Genomic DNA, 15407 nt, shown 5'->3' with positions numbered 1-15407 from the left:
CCTCCCGGAGTGGGGGTGGGAACGGTTCGGGCCCGGGTGTCCGGGACCGTCGGCGAAGCATCGCACGGGCGCCGCCGCGGTCCGGCGTCCCGTCAGCGGCCGGGCAGCGACCGCGGCCCCGGTTCCTCCTCGTCGTCCTCGCCGTCGCCCGCGAAGGACTGGATGAACAGCACCACGCCCCACGGGCCGATGACCCAGATGGGCCAGAAATAGAGGAACTGCCAGGTGGCCACGGACGTGATCGCCCAGATGGACACCACGATCGCCGCGGTGCTCGCCCAGGAGCGCCAGGCCCACGCGTCCGCCTCCGACCAGTCCGCCCGCCACCGGGCCGGCCCGGCAACGCTCCCGGCCGAGGTCGCCCGGCCGTCCGGCAGGTCCGTGGTCAGCTCGGCCAGCTCGCCGTAGGTCCTGGCCGCATAGGCGCGGGTGAGCCGTTCCTCGTACTCGGCGACGGTGAGCCGGCCGGCGGACATGTGCTCGCCGAGCACGCCGGCGACGGCGGTCCGGTCGGCGTCGGCCGCGCGCAGGTGCGGTTCGGGCATCGGGCTCTCCTGGGACGGGTGGCTCCCAGTATCGGCTCCCGGACGTCCGCCGTCGTCCACCCATCGGTGGGTTCCACGTGGAACCCCGCCGGATCAGCCCGCCGGCGGGACGCTGGCGGCGGTGAGGGAGCGGCCGATGACCATCCGCTGGATCTGGTTGGTGCCCTCGAAGATCTGCATGACCTTGGCCTCGCGCATGTAGCGCTCCGCCGGGTGGTCGCGGGTGTAGCCGGCGCCGCCCAGCACCTGGACGGCGTCGGTGGTCACCTGCATGGCCGCATCGGTGGACACCAGCTTGGCGATGCTGGCCTGCCGGGAGTACGGCTTGCCGGCGTCCTTGCGCCGGGCGGCGACCAGGTAGGTGGCCCGCGCGGACTCCACGGCGGCCGCCATGTCCGCCAGCAGGAAGGAGACGCCCTGGTGCTGGGCGATCGGGCGGCCGAACGCCTCCCGCTCCATCGCGTAGCCGACGGCCAGGTCGAGCGCGGACTGCGCCAGCCCGACGGCGACGGCGCTGATGCCCAGCCGCCCGGAGTCCAGGGCCGCGAGCGCGATCCCCATGCCGCGGCCGCGCTCGCCGACGAGCCGGTCCGCCGGCACGGGGACGTCGTCCAGCCGGATGGCGGCGGTCGTCGAGCCGGTCAGCCCCATCTTCTGCTCGGGGGGCGCGGCGCTGAGCCCGGCCAGGTCGGGCGTGAGGTGGAAGCAGGAGATGGCCCGCTCGCCGTCGTCCGGGGTGCGCAGGAAGGTCGAGTAGAAGTCGGCGTGGCCGCCGTGGGTGACCCAGGCCTTCTCGCCGGAGGCGCGCCACCCCTCGCCGTCGCTCCGGGCGGTGGCCCGCATGGCGGCCGGGTCGGAGCCGGCGTGCGCCTCGGACAGGCAGTAGGCGCCGAGCAGCTGTCCGCCCACCATGTCGGGCAGCAGGTCCCGCCGCTGCGCCTCGCTGCCGAACCGGTCGATCGGGAAGCAGGACAGGGTGTGCACGCTGACGCCCAGCGCGACGCTGGCCCAGCGGGCAGCGAGCTCCTCGACCACCTGCAGGTAGACCTCGTAGGGCTGCCCTCCGCCGCCGACGTCCTCGCCGAACGGCAGGCTCACCAGCCCGGCGTCGCCCAGCAGCCGGAACACCTCGCGCGGGAACCGCTCCTCGCGCTCGTGCGCCGCCGCTTTCGGGGCCAGCTCCGCGTCGGCGATCTCGCGGGTGAGGGCGAGCAGGTCCTCGGCCTCGGGGGTGGGCAGTTCGCGGTCGACGGGCACGGTTCTCCTCGGGTGCGGCTTCCCGCGGACGGTACCTCCGTACGCCGGCCCGGCGCGGTCGCCGAGGATGGGCGGGTGATGATCGAGGCGGCGGTGTGGGACGACCCGGACGTGCAGCGGCTGACCAACGACCAGCAGACCGAGGTCCGGGCCCGCTACGGCGGGAAGCTCGAGCCCGGGCACGCGCCCACCGCCGCCGACGTGGCCGTCGTCCTCCTCGCCCGGGACGACGACGGGACGCCGCTGGGCTGCGGAGCACTGCGGCCGCTCGGCGACGGCGCCGCCGAGGTGAAACGGATGTACGTCGTTCCGGCCGCGCGGGGACGCGGCGTGGCCCGCGCGGTGCTGGCGGGTCTGGAGCAGGCCGCCCGCGGACACGGGTGGACGACGCTGCGGCTGGAGACCGGCCCGCTGCAGCCCGAGGCGGTGACGCTGTACCGCGGGGCCGGCTACGCGCCGACCGGCCCGTTCGGGGACTACGCCGGCGACCCGGACGCGGAGCACTCCCTGTTCTTCGAGCGGACCCTGAGCTAGCCGGCGGGGGCCGCGCCCGCCGGCGTCGAACCCTGCGAACTCGTGGTCATCAGAGGCTCGGGTTCAACCGGTCCATGATCACGAGTTCGCATGGTTCGCGTCGCCCTCAGGGCAGGAGCACCTCGAGCCGGGCGGGCCCGCGCAGGATGCGGTTGGGCTTGTAGGTGAGCTCGCCGAGCCGCGCGCCGGCCGTCCGCCGGGCGAGCGCCTGCAGCGCGACCCGGCCCTCCAGCCGGGCCAGCGGTGCGCCCAGGCAGTAGTGGTGGCCGATGCTGAAGGCCAGGTGCGGGCTGGTGCGGGCCGGGTCCAGCCGGAGCGGGTCGGGGTGCTGCTCGGGGTCCCGCCCGGCGGCGGCCAGCAGGAGGACGACCCTGCCGCCGGCGCGGACCCGGCCGCCGGGCACCTCCAGGTCCTCGCGGGCGATGCGCCCGGTCATCTGCACCGGCGGGTCCAGGCGCAGCACCTCCTCCACGACGCCGGCGGCGCAGACCGGGTCGGTGGCCACCCGGGCGCGCAGGTCGTCGTCCCGGAGCAGGGCGAGCGTGCCGTTGGCGATGAGGTTGACCGTCGTCTCGTGGCCGGCCACGAGCAGCAGCTGCGCGGTGCTCAGCAGCTCGTCGGTGCTGAGCCGGTCGCCCTCGTGCTCGATCTGCACCAGCGCGCTGAGCAGGTCGTCCCGCGGATCGGCGCGGCGCTGCGCGCACAGCTCGGTGAAGTAGGCGCGGAACTCGTCGGCCGCATGCCGCCGAGCACGGGACTCGTCGGTCTCGTCGACGGCCGGCCCGTCGTCGAGGCTCTTGGCCAGCACGTCCGACCACTCGGAGAACCGCAGGTGGTCCTCCTCCGGGACGCCGAGCATCCGGCTGATGACGGTGACCGGCAGCGGGTAGGCGAGGTCGCCGACCACCTCGAGCCGCCCGCGCGCGACGGCGGCGTCCAGCAGGTCCTCGGTGAGCTGCTCCACGAACGGCGCCAGCTCCGCGATCACGCGCGGCGTGAAGGCCTTGCTCACCAGCCGCCGGAGGCGGGTGTGGTCCGGTGGGTCGAGGAACAGGAAGCTGCGCTGCCGCTCCTGGCGCGCGCGGTCCTCGGGCGACAGCGTGGCGACGAGCTCCTGCCACTGGGTGGAGTTGGTGCGGTCGACGCTGACCAGGGGCGAGCGCAGCACCGCGTCGCAGTGGGCGTGCGAGGTCAGCAGGGCGAAGGACTCGTCGGGCGCGACGATCGGCCCGCCCTCGAGCAGCTGCTGCCACAGCGGGTACGGGTCGACGACGTCGATGTTCCGGACCAGGTCCTCGAGATCGCTCACCGGAACGTCAGCCCCTCGAACTCGCCGGACGAGCGCCAGCCGTCCAGGTAGGTGAAGTACGCCGCCGCTCCGGCCGGGTACCCGACGTTGAGCTTGGCCCGCAGGCCGGCGTCCTGGCCCTCGTTGTTGTAGTAGCCGGGCGTGCAGTCGGGCGAGCCGATCACGCCCCTGCCGGGGTGGGTGAGCAGGAGCTCGACCCACGCCTGCTCGGCCTCGGCGGTCACCTCGACCTCGCACGAGCCCGTGTCCAGGACGTGCCGCACGATCGCGGCGATGGTCCGCCCCGACTCGGTGAGGTTGTGCGGGACGTTGCTGATCAGGTTGGCGCCCTGGGTGGGCTGGACCACGAACAGGTTCGGGAAGCCGTGCACGTGGGTGCCGTGCAGCGTGCGCATGCCGTCGGCCCAGCGCTCGGACAGCGTCACGCCGTCCTTCCCGGTCACGTCGTAACCCGCCCGGCGGGTGTACTCCGTGCCCACCTCGAAGCCCGAGGCGTAGATGATGCAGTCGACCTCGTACTCGCGGCCGTCGGCGACGAGGCCGTTCTCGGTGATCCGCTCGACGCCCTTGCCGTCGGTGTGCACCAGGTGCGTCCCCGGCCGGTTGTAGGCGTCGAGGTACTCGTCGTGGAAGCACGGCCGCTTGCACAGCTGGCGGTACCAGGCCTTGAGCCCCTCCGCGGTGGCCGGATCGGCGACCACGGCGTCCACGCGGGCGCGGATCTCCTCCATCTTCTCGAAATCCGCGTCCTCCATCGCCGCCTGCATGCCGGCGAGGGTCTGCTGCTCCGGCGGCAGCGACAGCACCCGCTCGCGCATCCGGCGGGCCAGGTCGGTCCAGCCGTCCATCACCAGGTCCTCGCCGTCGCCGGCGCCGGTCTGGGTGGCGGTGAAGTTCTCCAGCCAGCGCCGCTGCCAGCCGGGGGTGGCGATCGAGGCGAACCACTCGGGGTCCAGCGGGGCGTTGGCGCGGACGTCGACGGAGGATGGCGTGCGCTGGAAGACGTAGAGCTCGGCGCAGGCGCCGGCCAGGTGCGGTACCGCCTGCACGGAGGTGGCACCGGTGCCGATCAGGGCCACGCGCTTGTCGGCCAGGTTCTCCAGCGGTGCGCCCGAGGGGTCGCCACCGGTGTAGGCGTAGTCCCACCGGCTGGTGTGGAAGCTGTGCCCCCGGAACGAGGGGATGCCGGGGATGCCGGGGAGCTTGGGCACGTGCAGCGGCCCGGTGCCCATGGCCAGGAACGTGGCGGTGAAGACGTCGCCACGGTCGGTGCGCACGACCCAGCGCGACCCCTCGGGGTCCCACTCGACGTCCTCGACCTCGGTGTGGAAGAGCGCGTCGTCGTACAGGCCGAAGTGCTTCCCGATGCGCTGGCAGTGCTCGAGGATCTCCGGCGCGTGCGCGTACTTCTCGGTCGGCATGTGGCCGGTCTCCTCGAGGAGCGGCATGTAGATCAGCGACGCCGTGTCGCACTGGGCGCCGGGGTAGCGGTTCCAGTACCAGGTGCCGCCGAAGTCCCCGCCCTTCTCCACGATCCGCACGTCCGCGATGCCCGCCTCCTTGAGGCGGGCGCCGGTGACCAGCCCGGCGAAACCGCCGCCGATGAACGCGACGGTGACGTGGTCGGTCTTCGGCTCGCGCTCGACGCGCGACGTGTAGGGGTCGGCGAGGTAGCCGGCCAGCTCGCCGGTCAGGCGCAGGTACTGGTCGTTGCCGTCCGCGCGCAGGCGCTTGTCGCGCTCCTCGAGGTACTTGCGGCGGACCGCTTCCTTGTCGATCGGCGTTCCGTCCGGACGCACCGGCCCACGGGTGGACGTCGTCATCGCGCTGCTCCCCTCGTCGCGCGGGCGGCGCCGCCCGGCGCGATGCACCGGAGCGCCGGCACCCGACGCCGGTGATTCCCTGGATTGTGCCTTGGACCACAGTTCGGCAGAGACTTCCACAGCAGGCGGCCTCCCGGCCTGTGGTTGTTCTCACCCCTGAACCATTCGGCGGCTGCACCTTCTCCGGGCGGTCCGGATCCTCCGCTCTCGCGGACCGGTCGTGAACCGGTTCCCGCGCTCCGGACATGAAGGGGTGTGACGACTTCACCCCTCGCCACCGGATCATCACCAGTCGTGACGTTCGCGGCGGTGCACCGGTCGGCCGACCCGCCTCCCGACCCCCTCCGGCTCCGGGCCCTCCCGGACGCCGCCCCCACCGACGCCCAGCTGGTCGCCCGCTCCGTGGACGAGCCCGCCGAGTTCGCCGCGCTGTTCGACCGGCACGCCGGCGCGGTCCACCGCTACCTTGGCCGCCGGGTCGGTGACCTGGCCGACGACCTGCTCAGCGAGACCTTCCTGGTGGCGTTCCGCCGGCGGGCCGCCTACCGGGCCGAGCACCTCGAGGTGCGGCCCTGGCTGCTGGGCATCGCCACCAACGTGCTGCGCGGCCACGAGCGCAGCGAGCGGCGGCGGTACCGGGCACTCGCCCGCGAGGCGGGCCGGCCGGAGGAGCACGCGGACGACCCGGCGGACGCCGGCGACCGGCTCGCCGCCCAGGCGCTGCGCGGACCGCTGGCCGCAGCGCTGGCCGGGCTGAAGCCGCGCGACCGCGACGCGCTGCTGCTCCTGGCCTGGGGGCAGCTCGGCTACGGCGAGATCGCCGCCGTCCTCGACGTGCCCGTCGGCACCGTCCGCTCCCGCCTCCACCGTGCGCGCCGGCAGACCCGCGCCGCGCTCGGCGACGTCTCCCCGTTCGACCCCACCTCCGAGGAGGACGACCGATGAACGACCTCACGCTGCTCCGCCAGGCCGGCCCCGACGCCGCGCCGCTGTCCACCGCTGCCCGCTCGGCCGCTCGTGCCGCGCTGCTCGCCGAGATCGAGGGGGCCTCGATGCGCACCCCCGGGCGTCCGGCGATCCGGATCGGACGCCCCGCCGCCGTGCGCACCGGGCTCGCGGTGCTCACCGCAGCGGCCGCCTGGGCCGGTGCCGTGGCGATCACCGGGCCCGGTGCCGCCGATCCCGCGCCGAACGGGTCGGACGGCCTGACGCTGGTGGCCGTCGAGGAGATCACCTTCCCGCTCTCCCTGGACCCCGTGCCGGCCGGGATGACCCCGAGCTTCACCGGGGCGACCGGCGATCCGGAGGCGGTCGCCGGCTACACCGCCCCGGACGGGACGGGGTTCTCGATCTCCCTCTCGCCCACCGAGCCCGCGTGGGGGGACGATCCCTACCTCACCGAGCACGGCACCACGACGGTCACCGGCGTCCCGGCGCGCTTCGCCACCGGCACCATGCCGGACAACACGTGCACGGTGGCCAACGTCTGCTTCGACGACCACCCCGTCGCGGCGCTCGCCTGGGAGCGGGCGCCCGGGCAGTGGCTGAGCCTCCGTGGCGACGGCGCGTTCGGGAACCGGGACGCGCTGGTCGCGGTGGGCGAGTCGCTCGTCGACCGGCCGCAGCCGATCACCCTGCAGGTGGGGCTGGCCCCGGCCGGCTGGTCGGTCGTCGACTGGCACGAGAGCAGCGGTGCCGTCGGCGTCGCCGACGACGCGGACCCGACCCGGCTCATCGGCGTGCAGTGCATGCCGGAGGCGCCGGCGGGCGCCAACGAGATGGACAACGGCTCGGTGGAGCAGCGCATCGCCTCGGTCACCGCGATCGACCCCGTGGTGGCGACGACGGTGGGCGGCCGGCCGGCCCAGGTCGTGCGCGCCCACGACTACATGGATCCGGAGCAGCGCTTCTGGCTGGTCGCCTGGGAGCTGGCCGACGGCACGCTCTGCACGGTCCACGCGCCCGAGGACTTCACCCAGGACGACGTCGTGGCCATCGCCGAGGGAGTCGTCCACACGCCCTGACCTCCCCGAGGTCTGCACACTCGTGGTCCTGAGCGGCCCGACGGGCCCGAGTGTGCAGATCTCGTGGACGGATGTGGTGAGCTGGCTCCCATGCCCGACATCTGGCCGACCGGACCGCTCGAGGTGCAGCTGACCGCGGGCGACGCCTCGCTCGCCATCGACCTCCGGGGCGGGGCGTTGCGCCGGTTGACCGTCGGCGGCTGGGAGGTGTTCGACGGCTATCCGGCCGGTGGCACGCTGCCCGGCCGGCGCGGCGGGGTGCTGCTGCCCTGGCCGAACCGGCTGCGCGGCGGCCGGTGGACGTGGGAGGGCGAGGAGCTCCAGCTGCAGGTCGCCTCACCCGCGTCGCCGAACGCCACCCACGGGCTGGTGTCCTGGCAGCCGTGGTCGGTGCTGGCGGCCACCGGCGACACCGCCACCGTGGGGACGACCCTGCTGCCGCGCCCCGGTTATCCGTTCCGCCTGGTCGCGGCGGTCGACACCGCGCTGACGGAGGACGGCCTGACCGTGGCGCTGCGGGTGCGCAACGACGGCGACCGCCGCGCACCCCTCGGCGCCGGGTTCCACCCGTACCTCTCGGTCGGCGCCACCGAGGACGGCGGCATCTGCGACGCCGAGGTGCAGCTGCCGGCCCGCACCGAGCTGCTGCTCGACGGCGGCCTGCCCAGCGGGGGCCGGCGCCCCTTCGACGGCGCCGTCGGCCGGATCGGCGACCGCGCCTTCGACACCGCGCTCACCGACCTGGTCCGGGACGACGAGGGGTGGGCGCGGGTCCGCCTCGCCGGCGCCGCGGGAGCGCTGGAGCTCGCCGTCGACGAGGCCTGGCCCTGGCTGCAGGTCTACACCGGCGACACCCTCCCGGAGGGACAGCGCCGGCGCAGCCTCGCGGTGGAGCCGATGAGCTGCCCGGCGAACGCGCTGGCCGACGGCGTGGACCTCGTCGTCCTCGGACAGGGGGAGACGTGGACGGGCACCTGGACGCTGTCCTGGACCGCAGAGGGCTGAGATGCGCGTCCTGGAGTTGTGGCGCTACCCGGTCAAGTCGCTGCAGGGCGAGCGGCTGACCGAGGCCTGGGTCGGGCCGCTCGGCATCCCGCGGGACCGCGGCTGGGCGCTGTTCGACCGGGACACCGGGATGGGGCTCACCGCCCGCCGGGTGCCCGAGCTGCTGTTCGGCGCCGCCCGGGTGCGCGCCGACGGGGGCGTCGAGGTCGTGCTGCCCGACGGCACCGTGACCGCCGAGGACGACGTCCTCTCCGACTGGCTCGGCCGGCGGGTGGAGCTGCGGGCCGCGACGGACAACACCGACACCGCGCCGACCTACGAGGACCCGGGGGACGAGGAGGCGGACGGCCCCACCGAGTGGATGCAGTGGGAGGGCGCGACCGGCCCCTTCCACGACAGCCCCCGCATCCGGCTCTCGCTGGTCTCCACCGGCACGCTGGGCAGCTGGGACCGCCGGCGCGTCCGGGCCAACGTGCTGCTCGACGGCGAGGGCGAGGACGGCCTGCGCGGCCGGGAGGCCTACCTCGGGGCGGTGCGCCTGGCCTTCGGTGCGCCGATCTTCCGCTGCGTCATGACCACGCGCCCGCAGCCGGGTGGCATCGCCCGGGACACGTCGGTGCTCAAGACCATCCATCGCGAGCGGGACGGGTTCCTGGCCGTCCGCGCCGCCGTCCTGGACCCCGGGACGGTCCGGGTCGGCGACGCCCTGGAGCCGGCGGCAGACTGAGCGGCATGCGCACCGTCGACCTGCGGCCCGGGGAGGACACCATCCGGCTGGGCCAGCTGCTGAAGCTCGTCGACGCCGTGCCGACCGGCGCCCAGGTCAAGGACGTCCTGGCGACCACCGACATCCGGGTCAACGGCGAGCCCGAGGACCGGCGCGGTCGCCAGCTGCGCTCGGGTGACGTCGTCTCCGTCGAGGGCTTCGGGGACGTCCGGGTCCGCTGATCCGGTTCCACGTGGAACCGCGGTCCGGCCGCACCTCTGCGAGGCTGGCGGCATGGCCCAGGCCCCGCTCCGCGTCCCCCGCTGGCCGGCCGCGGCGTCGGAGGGCCCGGACTTCGCGGCGATCCGCGCCGAGCTCGAGGTGCCGGAGGAGTTCCCGCCCGCGGTGCTGGCGGAGGCCGGGCGGCGGGCGGCACAGCCGCGGCTGCCGGAGCTGGACGCGACGGACGTCCCGCTGGTCACCCTCGACCCCGTCGGCAGCCAGGACCTCGACCAGGCCGTGCACCTCGCCCGGCGGGGCGACGGCTACCGGGTCAGCTACGCGATCGCCGACGTGGGCGCCGTCGTCGAGCTGGGCGGACCGCTGGACGAGGAGGCCCGTCGCCGCGGGCAGACCCTGTACAACCCCGACCGGCGGACACCGCTGCACCCGCCGGTGCTGAGCGAGGGCGCGGCCAGCCTGCTGCCCGGCGAGCTCCGGGCCGCCGCGCTGTGGACGATCGACCTGGACGCCGACGGCGAGCCGGTGCGCGTGGACCTGCGCCGCGCCCGGGTCCGGAGCCGCGCGCAGCTGGACTACCCCGCCGTCCAGGCGCAGGCCGACGCCGGCACCCTGCCCGATCCGCTGGCCCTGCTGCCCGTCCTCGGTGAGCTGCTGCGGCGCCGGGCCGCCGAGCGGGGCGCGATCGAGCTCGGCACGCCCGACCAGGAGGTGACCGCGTCGCCGGACGGGGGCTGGACCCTCGCCTTCCGCGGCGACCTGCCGGTCGAGGGCTGGAACGCCGAGATCTCGCTGCTCACCGGGCGGTGCGCGGCCACGCTCATGCTGGACGGCGGGGTCGGCCTGCTGCGGACCCTGCCACCCGCGCGGCCGGACGACGTCGCGCGGTTGCGCCTGCTCGCGCCTCCCCTGGGCGTGGACTGGCCGGCCGACGCCGGGCCGGGGGAGGTCATCAGGGGTCTCGATCCCGCGCGTCCCGGGCACGTGGCCTTCCTCGAGGAGGCGGTCACCCTGCTGCGCGGCGCGGCCTACACGGCTTTCGACGGAGCACCGCCCGAGCAGCCGGGCCACGGCGGGGTCGGCGCGCCGTACGCGCACGTCACCGCCCCGCTGCGGCGGCTGGTCGACCGGTTCGGCACCGAGGTCTGCCTGGCGCTCGCCGCCGGGCAGGAGCCGCCGCCCGAGCTGCGGGCCGTGCTGCCCGAGCTCCCGGCCCTCATGGCGGCCTCCGACCGGCGCACCCGGGAGGCCGAGCGCGCGGTGCTGGACGCGATGGAGGCGTGGATGCTGCGGGGCAACGAGGGCCGCACCTTCCGGGCCGTCGTCGTCGATGCCGGGCCCGAGTCGGCGACGGTCGTCCTGGACGTGCTCGCCGTCCGCGCGCGGTGCACCGGCCAGGGGCTCGAGCCCGGTACGCGCACCGAGGTGCGGCTGACCGAGGCCGACGTCGCCGCCCGGCGGGTGCGGTTCGAGGCCCTGCCGTGAGCCGCGGCCCCGTGCTCGCCGCCCGGCTGCAGGGCTTCGGGACGACGGTCTTCGCGGAGATGAGCGCCCTCGCCGTCGCCACCGGCTCGATCAACCTCGGCCAGGGCTTTCCCGACTACCCCGGCCCGCCGGAGGTGCTCGACGTCGCGCGGAACGCCATCGGCACCGCCGCCGACCAGTACCCGCCGGGGCCCGGCATCCCGGAGCTGCGCTCCGCGATCGCGGAGCACCAGCAGCGGTTCTCCGGGCTTGCGTACGACCCCGACACCGAGGTGCTGGTCACCGCCGGGGCCACCGAGGCGCTCGCCGCCGTGATGCTGGCGCTGCTCGAGCCCGGCGACGAGGTCGTGCTGCTCGAACCGGTCTACGACAGCTACTCGGCGTCGGTCGCGATGGCCGGCGGCGTCGTCCGCCCGGTCCCCCTGCATCCCCCCGCCGGCGGCGACGGCCACTGGACGTTCGACCCGGCTGATCTGCGGGCGGCGGTGACCCCCCGCACCCGGCTGCTGCTGCTCAACACCCCGCACAACCCGACCGGCACGGTGCTCACCGCCGACGAGCTCGCCGTCCTGGGCAAGCTGGCGGTGGCGCACGATCTGCTGGTGGTCACCGACGAGGTGTACGAGCACCTGGTGTTCGACGGGGCCCGGCACGTCTCGCCGGCCACGGTGCCGGGCCTGCGCGAGCGCACCCTGGTGGTGAGCAGCGCCGGGAAGACGTTCAACGTGACCGGCTGGAAGGTCGGCTGGATCTGCGGTCCGGCGGCGCTGGTCGCGGCGGTGCGCACGGCGAAGCAGTTCCTGACCTACGTCAACGCCGGGCCGTTCCAGCCCGCGGTGGCCGCTGGTCTGCGGCTGCCCGACGGGTACTTCACCGCGCTGGCCCGCGACCTGCAGGGCCGCCGGGACGTGCTCGTGCGGGGACTGCGGGACGCCGGCCTGCCGGTGGTCAGCCCGGAGGCGACGTACTTCGCCACCGTCGACGTCCGTCCGGTGCAGCCCGACGGCGACGGCCTGGCCTTCTGCCGGTCGCTGCCGGCACGGGCGGGCCTCGTGGCCGTGCCGTCCGGGGTCTTCTACACACCGGAGCACGCGCACCTGGGCCGCCACCTGGTCCGGTTCGCGTTCAGCAAGGGCGACGGCGTGCTCGCCGAGGCCGTCCGCCGACTGGTGGGCATGGGTCGGGCGGGAGCGGGGTCGGCGTGAGGATCGCGGCGGTGCAGCACGACATCGTCTGGGAGGACCGGGCGGCGAACTTCGGGCGGCTGGCGCCGCAGGTCGCCCGCGCCGCGGCCGCAGGGGCGGACCTGGTGCTGCTCAGCGAGACGTTCTCCACCGGCTTCTCGATGACGCCGGGCATCGGGGAGCCCGAGGGCGGGCCGTCGGCGCGATTCCTGGGTGAGCAGGCCGCCGAGCACGGCGTGTGGGTGGCCGGCAGCTGCCCGGAGATCGCCGACGACGGCCCGCTCCCGTACAACTCCTTCGTCCTGGCCGGGCCGGACGGCACGGTGCACCGCTACCGCAAGCTGCACCCCTTCACCCACGGCGGCGAGCACGAGCGCTTCCGGGCCGGCGAGGGGCCGGTCACGGTGACCGCCGGCGGTCTGCGGATCACCCCCTTCGTCTGCTACGACCTCCGCTTCGCCGACGTGTTCTGGCGGGCGGCCCCGGACACCGACGTCTACCTGGTCACCGCCAACTGGCCCGCGGCCCGGCGGCTGCACTGGACAGCGCTGCTGCAGGCCCGGGCCATCGAGAACCAGGCGTACGTCGTCGGGTGCAACCGCGTCGGGGTGGCCGGCGACGGCACCGAGCACGCCGGCGACAGCCGGATCGTGAGCCCGACCGGGGAGCTGCTCGCCACTGCCGCGGGCGCCGAGACGCTGGTCCTGCCCGACGTCGACGCCGCGGAGGTGGCGGCCACCCGCGACCGGTTCAGGTTCCTCGCCGACCGGCGCGGCTGACCCCGCGTCAGCGCTCGGGGTGCGCCGGTACGTGGTCGACGGTGACCTGCTCGCGCTCGACGGTCTCGGTCACCGAGGTCTGCCCGGCCACGACCTCGGTGCGCAGCCGGACCCGCTCGACCGGCACCACCTCGACGGTCACCACCGGCCGCTCCGCGTGCAGCACGATCTCCTCGGGCAGCTGGCCCGGCACGGAGCCAGCCGCGGGCCCGTCGTGCAGCGCGTCGCCCTCGGTCACGAGCCCGCCGTCGTCGGGGCCGCCCCCGGGGACCTCCTCGATGCGGATCTCCTCGCGCCGGACCGGCACGGTCACCTGCACCTCCTCGGTGACCACGTACTTCACGACCCGCATGCGACGGTCGACGACGCGTTCGGTGGCCACGCGCAGCTGCTCCTCACTGCGCACCATGGTGCCGTCGCCGGGTCCCGCTACGTCCTGGGACGGGGCCGGCTCGTCCGCCGCGCCGTCGACGCTGGACAGCCGCTCGGCGTCGTCACCCCTGGAGGTCACGCCGCGCGCGTAGTGCCGCCGCAGCGCCTCCTCGTCCTCGGGCGAGAGGTGCTCACCGCCCATCCGGGGAGCGCTGGACACCGCGTCGGCGGGCACCGACAGCTGGAGCCGGCCGTCGACGAACGTGGCGTCCCAGGCCGGCGCGATCACCTGCTTCCGGCCGAGCAGACCGCTGGAGACCGACACCCACGTCGTGGCACCGGTGCGGTCGTCGGTGTAGAAGGTCTCGACGGTGCCGACGGACTCGCCGTCACTGCCGTAGGCGGTGCTGCCGATCGCCGCTGACACGTCTCGTTCGCTGACCATGGACCGACCTCTCCGAGTGCGCGGCGCCGCCGTCCGGGGCGCCAGCTCCCCGAGGCGTGCCCATCACGGCCCCTTCGTGAACATGGCCATGGGAGTCCGGCACAGCGGTTCGCCCGTCATCGGGACCCCGCCGTACGGTGCTCCGGTGCCCGCCGACCACCTCGAGATCGAGACGAAGTTCGACGTCCCGCCGTCCTACGCCGTGCCGGAACTCGCCGGGGTGGACGGGGTGGCGTCCGTCGACGCCCCGGTCGAGCACCGGCTCGAGGCGCAGTACTTCGACACCCCCGACCTGCGGCTGGCCCGGGCGCGGATCACCCTGCGGCGGCGCACCGGCGGTCCCGACGACGGATGGCACGTCAAGCTGCCGGCCTCGGGCGACGCCCGCCGGGAGCTGCACCAGCCGCTGGGGCGGGCGGTCCGGCGGCCCCCCAAGGCCGTCGTCGCGCCGGTCGCAGGCGTGCTCCGCGGCGCGGTCCCGGTACCGGTGGTCCAGCTGCGGACCCGCCGGGTGGTCACCGTGCTGCGCGGTCCCGACGGCCGCCCGCTCGCCGAGGTCGCGGACGACGCCGTGAGCGCCACCCGGCTCTCCGGCCCGGACGGAGCCGCCGAGGTGCGCACCTGGCGGGAGGTCGAGGTCGAGCTCCTGGAGGGGAACCGGGACCTCCTCGAGGTCGTGGGGGAGCAGCTGGTCGCGGCGGGCGCCGAGCGCACCGCCCGGGCCTCCAAGCTCGCCCGGGCGCTCGGGCTCGAGCCCGGGCAGAGCCGCCCACCGGAGGCGGCCCGCGGGAAGAAGGGCGGCAAGCGGCGCACGGCCGCCGGGCCGTCCGCCGGCGAGGCGGTGCTGGCCGCCCTCCGGCAGGAGGTGGCCGCCCTGGAGCTCGCGGACGTCGGGCTGCGCACCGGCGCGGAGGACGGCCTGCGCCGGATGCGGATCGCCTGCCGCCACCTGCGCGGGCTACTGGCCGCCTTCCGGCCGGTGCTCGACCGGGCCGCGACCGAGCCCCTCCGCGACGAGCTCCGCCGACTGGCCGGCCGGCTGTCCGGGTGCCGGGACGACGAGGTGGCCTACGCCGGGCTGCGCGCGGCCGTGGCCGGGCTGCCGGTGGAGCTCGTCCTCGGACCGGTGGTCGCCCGTCTGCAGTCGGGGGAGGTGGCGGCGCAGGAGCGCGGCCGCACCCAGGCGGCGGCCGTCGTCGCCGAGCGCGCGCACCTGGACCTGCTCGAAGCGCTGCACGCCCTGCTCGCCGACCCTCCGCTGACCGGGCGGGCCGCCCGGCCGGCCGACGCGGTGCTGGCCGAGGTGCTGCGCCGGGAGGCGCGGCGGGTGCGGCGCTCCGCGTCGGCCGCCGAGGGGCTGACCGGCGCGGAGCGGACCGAGGCGCTGCACGCGCTGCGCCGCGCGGCCCGGCGCGCCCGCTACACCGCCGAGGTCGTCACGCCGGTCGTCGGCGAGCCGGCCCGTGACGTCGCCCGCGCGGCCAAGAGGACGCAACGGCTGCTGGGCGCCCTGCAGGACCTGGTGGTGGTGGGGGAGCGCTGCCGGCAGCTCGCCGTCAGCGCGCACGCCGCGGGGGAGCCGGGGTTCACCTACGGGCTGCTGCTCGGCCGCGCCGAGGCGCGCGCGCAGGACGCCGAGCGGGCCTTCGCCGAGCGCTGGCCGGCACTGGCCCGGCGGCTCGGCGGCTGACCGCGGGCT

The 15407-nt window shown here is 75.5% G+C and carries 15 protein-coding genes; 10 read left to right on the top strand and 5 right to left on the bottom strand.

The window, feature by feature from the left end:
* Window positions 1–92: 92 nt before the first annotated feature.
* Together RM425_RS00495 and RM425_RS00490 are read right to left on the bottom strand one after the other, a co-directional pair.
* Window positions 93–545 (bottom strand): DUF1707 SHOCT-like domain-containing protein, encoded by a 453-nt coding sequence (locus RM425_RS00495; protein ID WP_311343223.1) that lies wholly within the window; start codon window positions 543–545, stop codon window positions 93–95.
* A 93-nt stretch (window positions 546–638) separates the two neighbouring features.
* Window positions 639–1802 carry an acyl-CoA dehydrogenase family protein gene (locus RM425_RS00490; RefSeq protein ID WP_311343222.1) on the bottom strand — a complete coding sequence of 388 codons (1164 nt, stop codon included), beginning with the start codon at window positions 1800–1802 and terminating at the stop codon, window positions 639–641.
* Between the two features lie 78 nt (window positions 1803–1880).
* Between RM425_RS00490 and RM425_RS00485 the strand changes: the two genes are divergently transcribed.
* Window positions 1881–2336 (top strand): GNAT family N-acetyltransferase, encoded by a 456-nt coding sequence (locus RM425_RS00485; protein WP_311344013.1) that lies wholly within the window; start codon window positions 1881–1883, stop codon window positions 2334–2336.
* 106 nt (window positions 2337–2442) lie between these two features.
* Here RM425_RS00485 and RM425_RS00480 read toward each other — a convergent pair whose 3' ends face one another.
* A complete protein-coding gene (locus RM425_RS00480) occupies window positions 2443–3645 on the bottom strand; it encodes a cytochrome P450 (protein WP_311343221.1) in 1203 nt (400 codons plus the stop codon).
* A complete protein-coding gene (locus RM425_RS00475; RefSeq protein WP_311343220.1) occupies window positions 3642–5468 on the bottom strand; it encodes a flavin-containing monooxygenase in 1827 nt (608 codons plus the stop codon). The genes RM425_RS00480 and RM425_RS00475 overlap by 4 nt, the downstream gene beginning before the upstream one ends.
* Window positions 5469–5762: 294 nt before the next feature.
* Here RM425_RS00475 and RM425_RS00470 point away from each other — a divergent pair, with 294 nt between their 5' ends.
* From RM425_RS00470 to RM425_RS00435, 8 genes are all read left to right on the top strand, one after another.
* Window positions 5763–6413: an RNA polymerase sigma factor gene (locus tag RM425_RS00470; protein WP_311343219.1), complete on the top strand. Its 651-nt coding sequence runs from the start codon at window positions 5763–5765 to the stop codon at window positions 6411–6413.
* On the top strand, window positions 6410–7492 hold the full coding sequence (locus RM425_RS00465; protein ID WP_311343218.1) for a hypothetical protein: 1083 nt from the start codon (window positions 6410–6412) through the stop codon (window positions 7490–7492). Before RM425_RS00470 ends, RM425_RS00465 begins: the two co-directional genes overlap by 4 nt.
* A gap of 90 nt (window positions 7493–7582) precedes the next feature.
* Window positions 7583–8497 carry an aldose epimerase family protein gene (locus tag RM425_RS00460; protein ID WP_311343217.1) on the top strand — a complete coding sequence of 305 codons (915 nt, stop codon included), beginning with the start codon at window positions 7583–7585 and terminating at the stop codon, window positions 8495–8497.
* Between the two features lies 1 nt (window position 8498).
* Window positions 8499–9224, top strand: coding sequence for an MOSC domain-containing protein (locus RM425_RS00455; RefSeq protein WP_311343216.1), 726 nt, complete (start codon window positions 8499–8501; stop codon window positions 9222–9224).
* A 5-nt stretch (window positions 9225–9229) separates the two neighbouring features.
* Entirely contained in the window at window positions 9230–9445 is a 216-nt protein-coding gene (locus RM425_RS00450; RefSeq protein WP_311343215.1) for an RNA-binding S4 domain-containing protein, read from the top strand.
* A gap of 52 nt (window positions 9446–9497) precedes the next feature.
* Window positions 9498–10928, top strand: coding sequence for an RNB domain-containing ribonuclease (locus RM425_RS00445; RefSeq protein WP_311343214.1), 1431 nt, complete (start codon window positions 9498–9500; stop codon window positions 10926–10928).
* Window positions 10925–12133 carry a pyridoxal phosphate-dependent aminotransferase gene (locus RM425_RS00440; RefSeq protein ID WP_311343213.1) on the top strand — a complete coding sequence of 403 codons (1209 nt, stop codon included), beginning with the start codon at window positions 10925–10927 and terminating at the stop codon, window positions 12131–12133. Before RM425_RS00445 ends, RM425_RS00440 begins: the two co-directional genes overlap by 4 nt.
* Window positions 12134–12144: 11 nt before the next feature.
* Window positions 12145–12891, top strand: coding sequence for a nitrilase-related carbon-nitrogen hydrolase (locus RM425_RS00435; protein WP_311343212.1), 747 nt, complete (start codon window positions 12145–12147; stop codon window positions 12889–12891).
* 7 nt (window positions 12892–12898) lie between these two features.
* On the opposite strand, the gene RM425_RS00430 is transcribed toward RM425_RS00435, so the two are convergent.
* The gene (locus RM425_RS00430) at window positions 12899–13708 is read right to left on the bottom strand and encodes a PRC-barrel domain-containing protein (protein ID WP_311343211.1); all 810 of its coding nucleotides are present in this window, start codon (window positions 13706–13708) and stop codon (window positions 12899–12901) included.
* Window positions 13709–13853: 145 nt separating this feature from the next.
* On the opposite strand from RM425_RS00430, the gene RM425_RS00425 reads away from it, so the two are divergent.
* On the top strand, window positions 13854–15398 hold the full coding sequence (locus RM425_RS00425; RefSeq protein WP_311343210.1) for a CYTH and CHAD domain-containing protein: 1545 nt from the start codon (window positions 13854–13856) through the stop codon (window positions 15396–15398).
* Window positions 15399–15407: the final 9 nt, after the last annotated feature.

Origin of the sequence: Blastococcus goldschmidtiae (assembly GCF_031845325.1) — a bacterium.
In the GTDB taxonomy this organism is placed as follows: domain Bacteria; phylum Actinomycetota; class Actinomycetes; order Mycobacteriales; family Geodermatophilaceae; genus Blastococcus; species Blastococcus goldschmidtiae.
The sequence above is the reverse complement of the archived record's forward strand: the minus strand, read 5'-3'. Positions and strand labels throughout refer to the sequence as shown.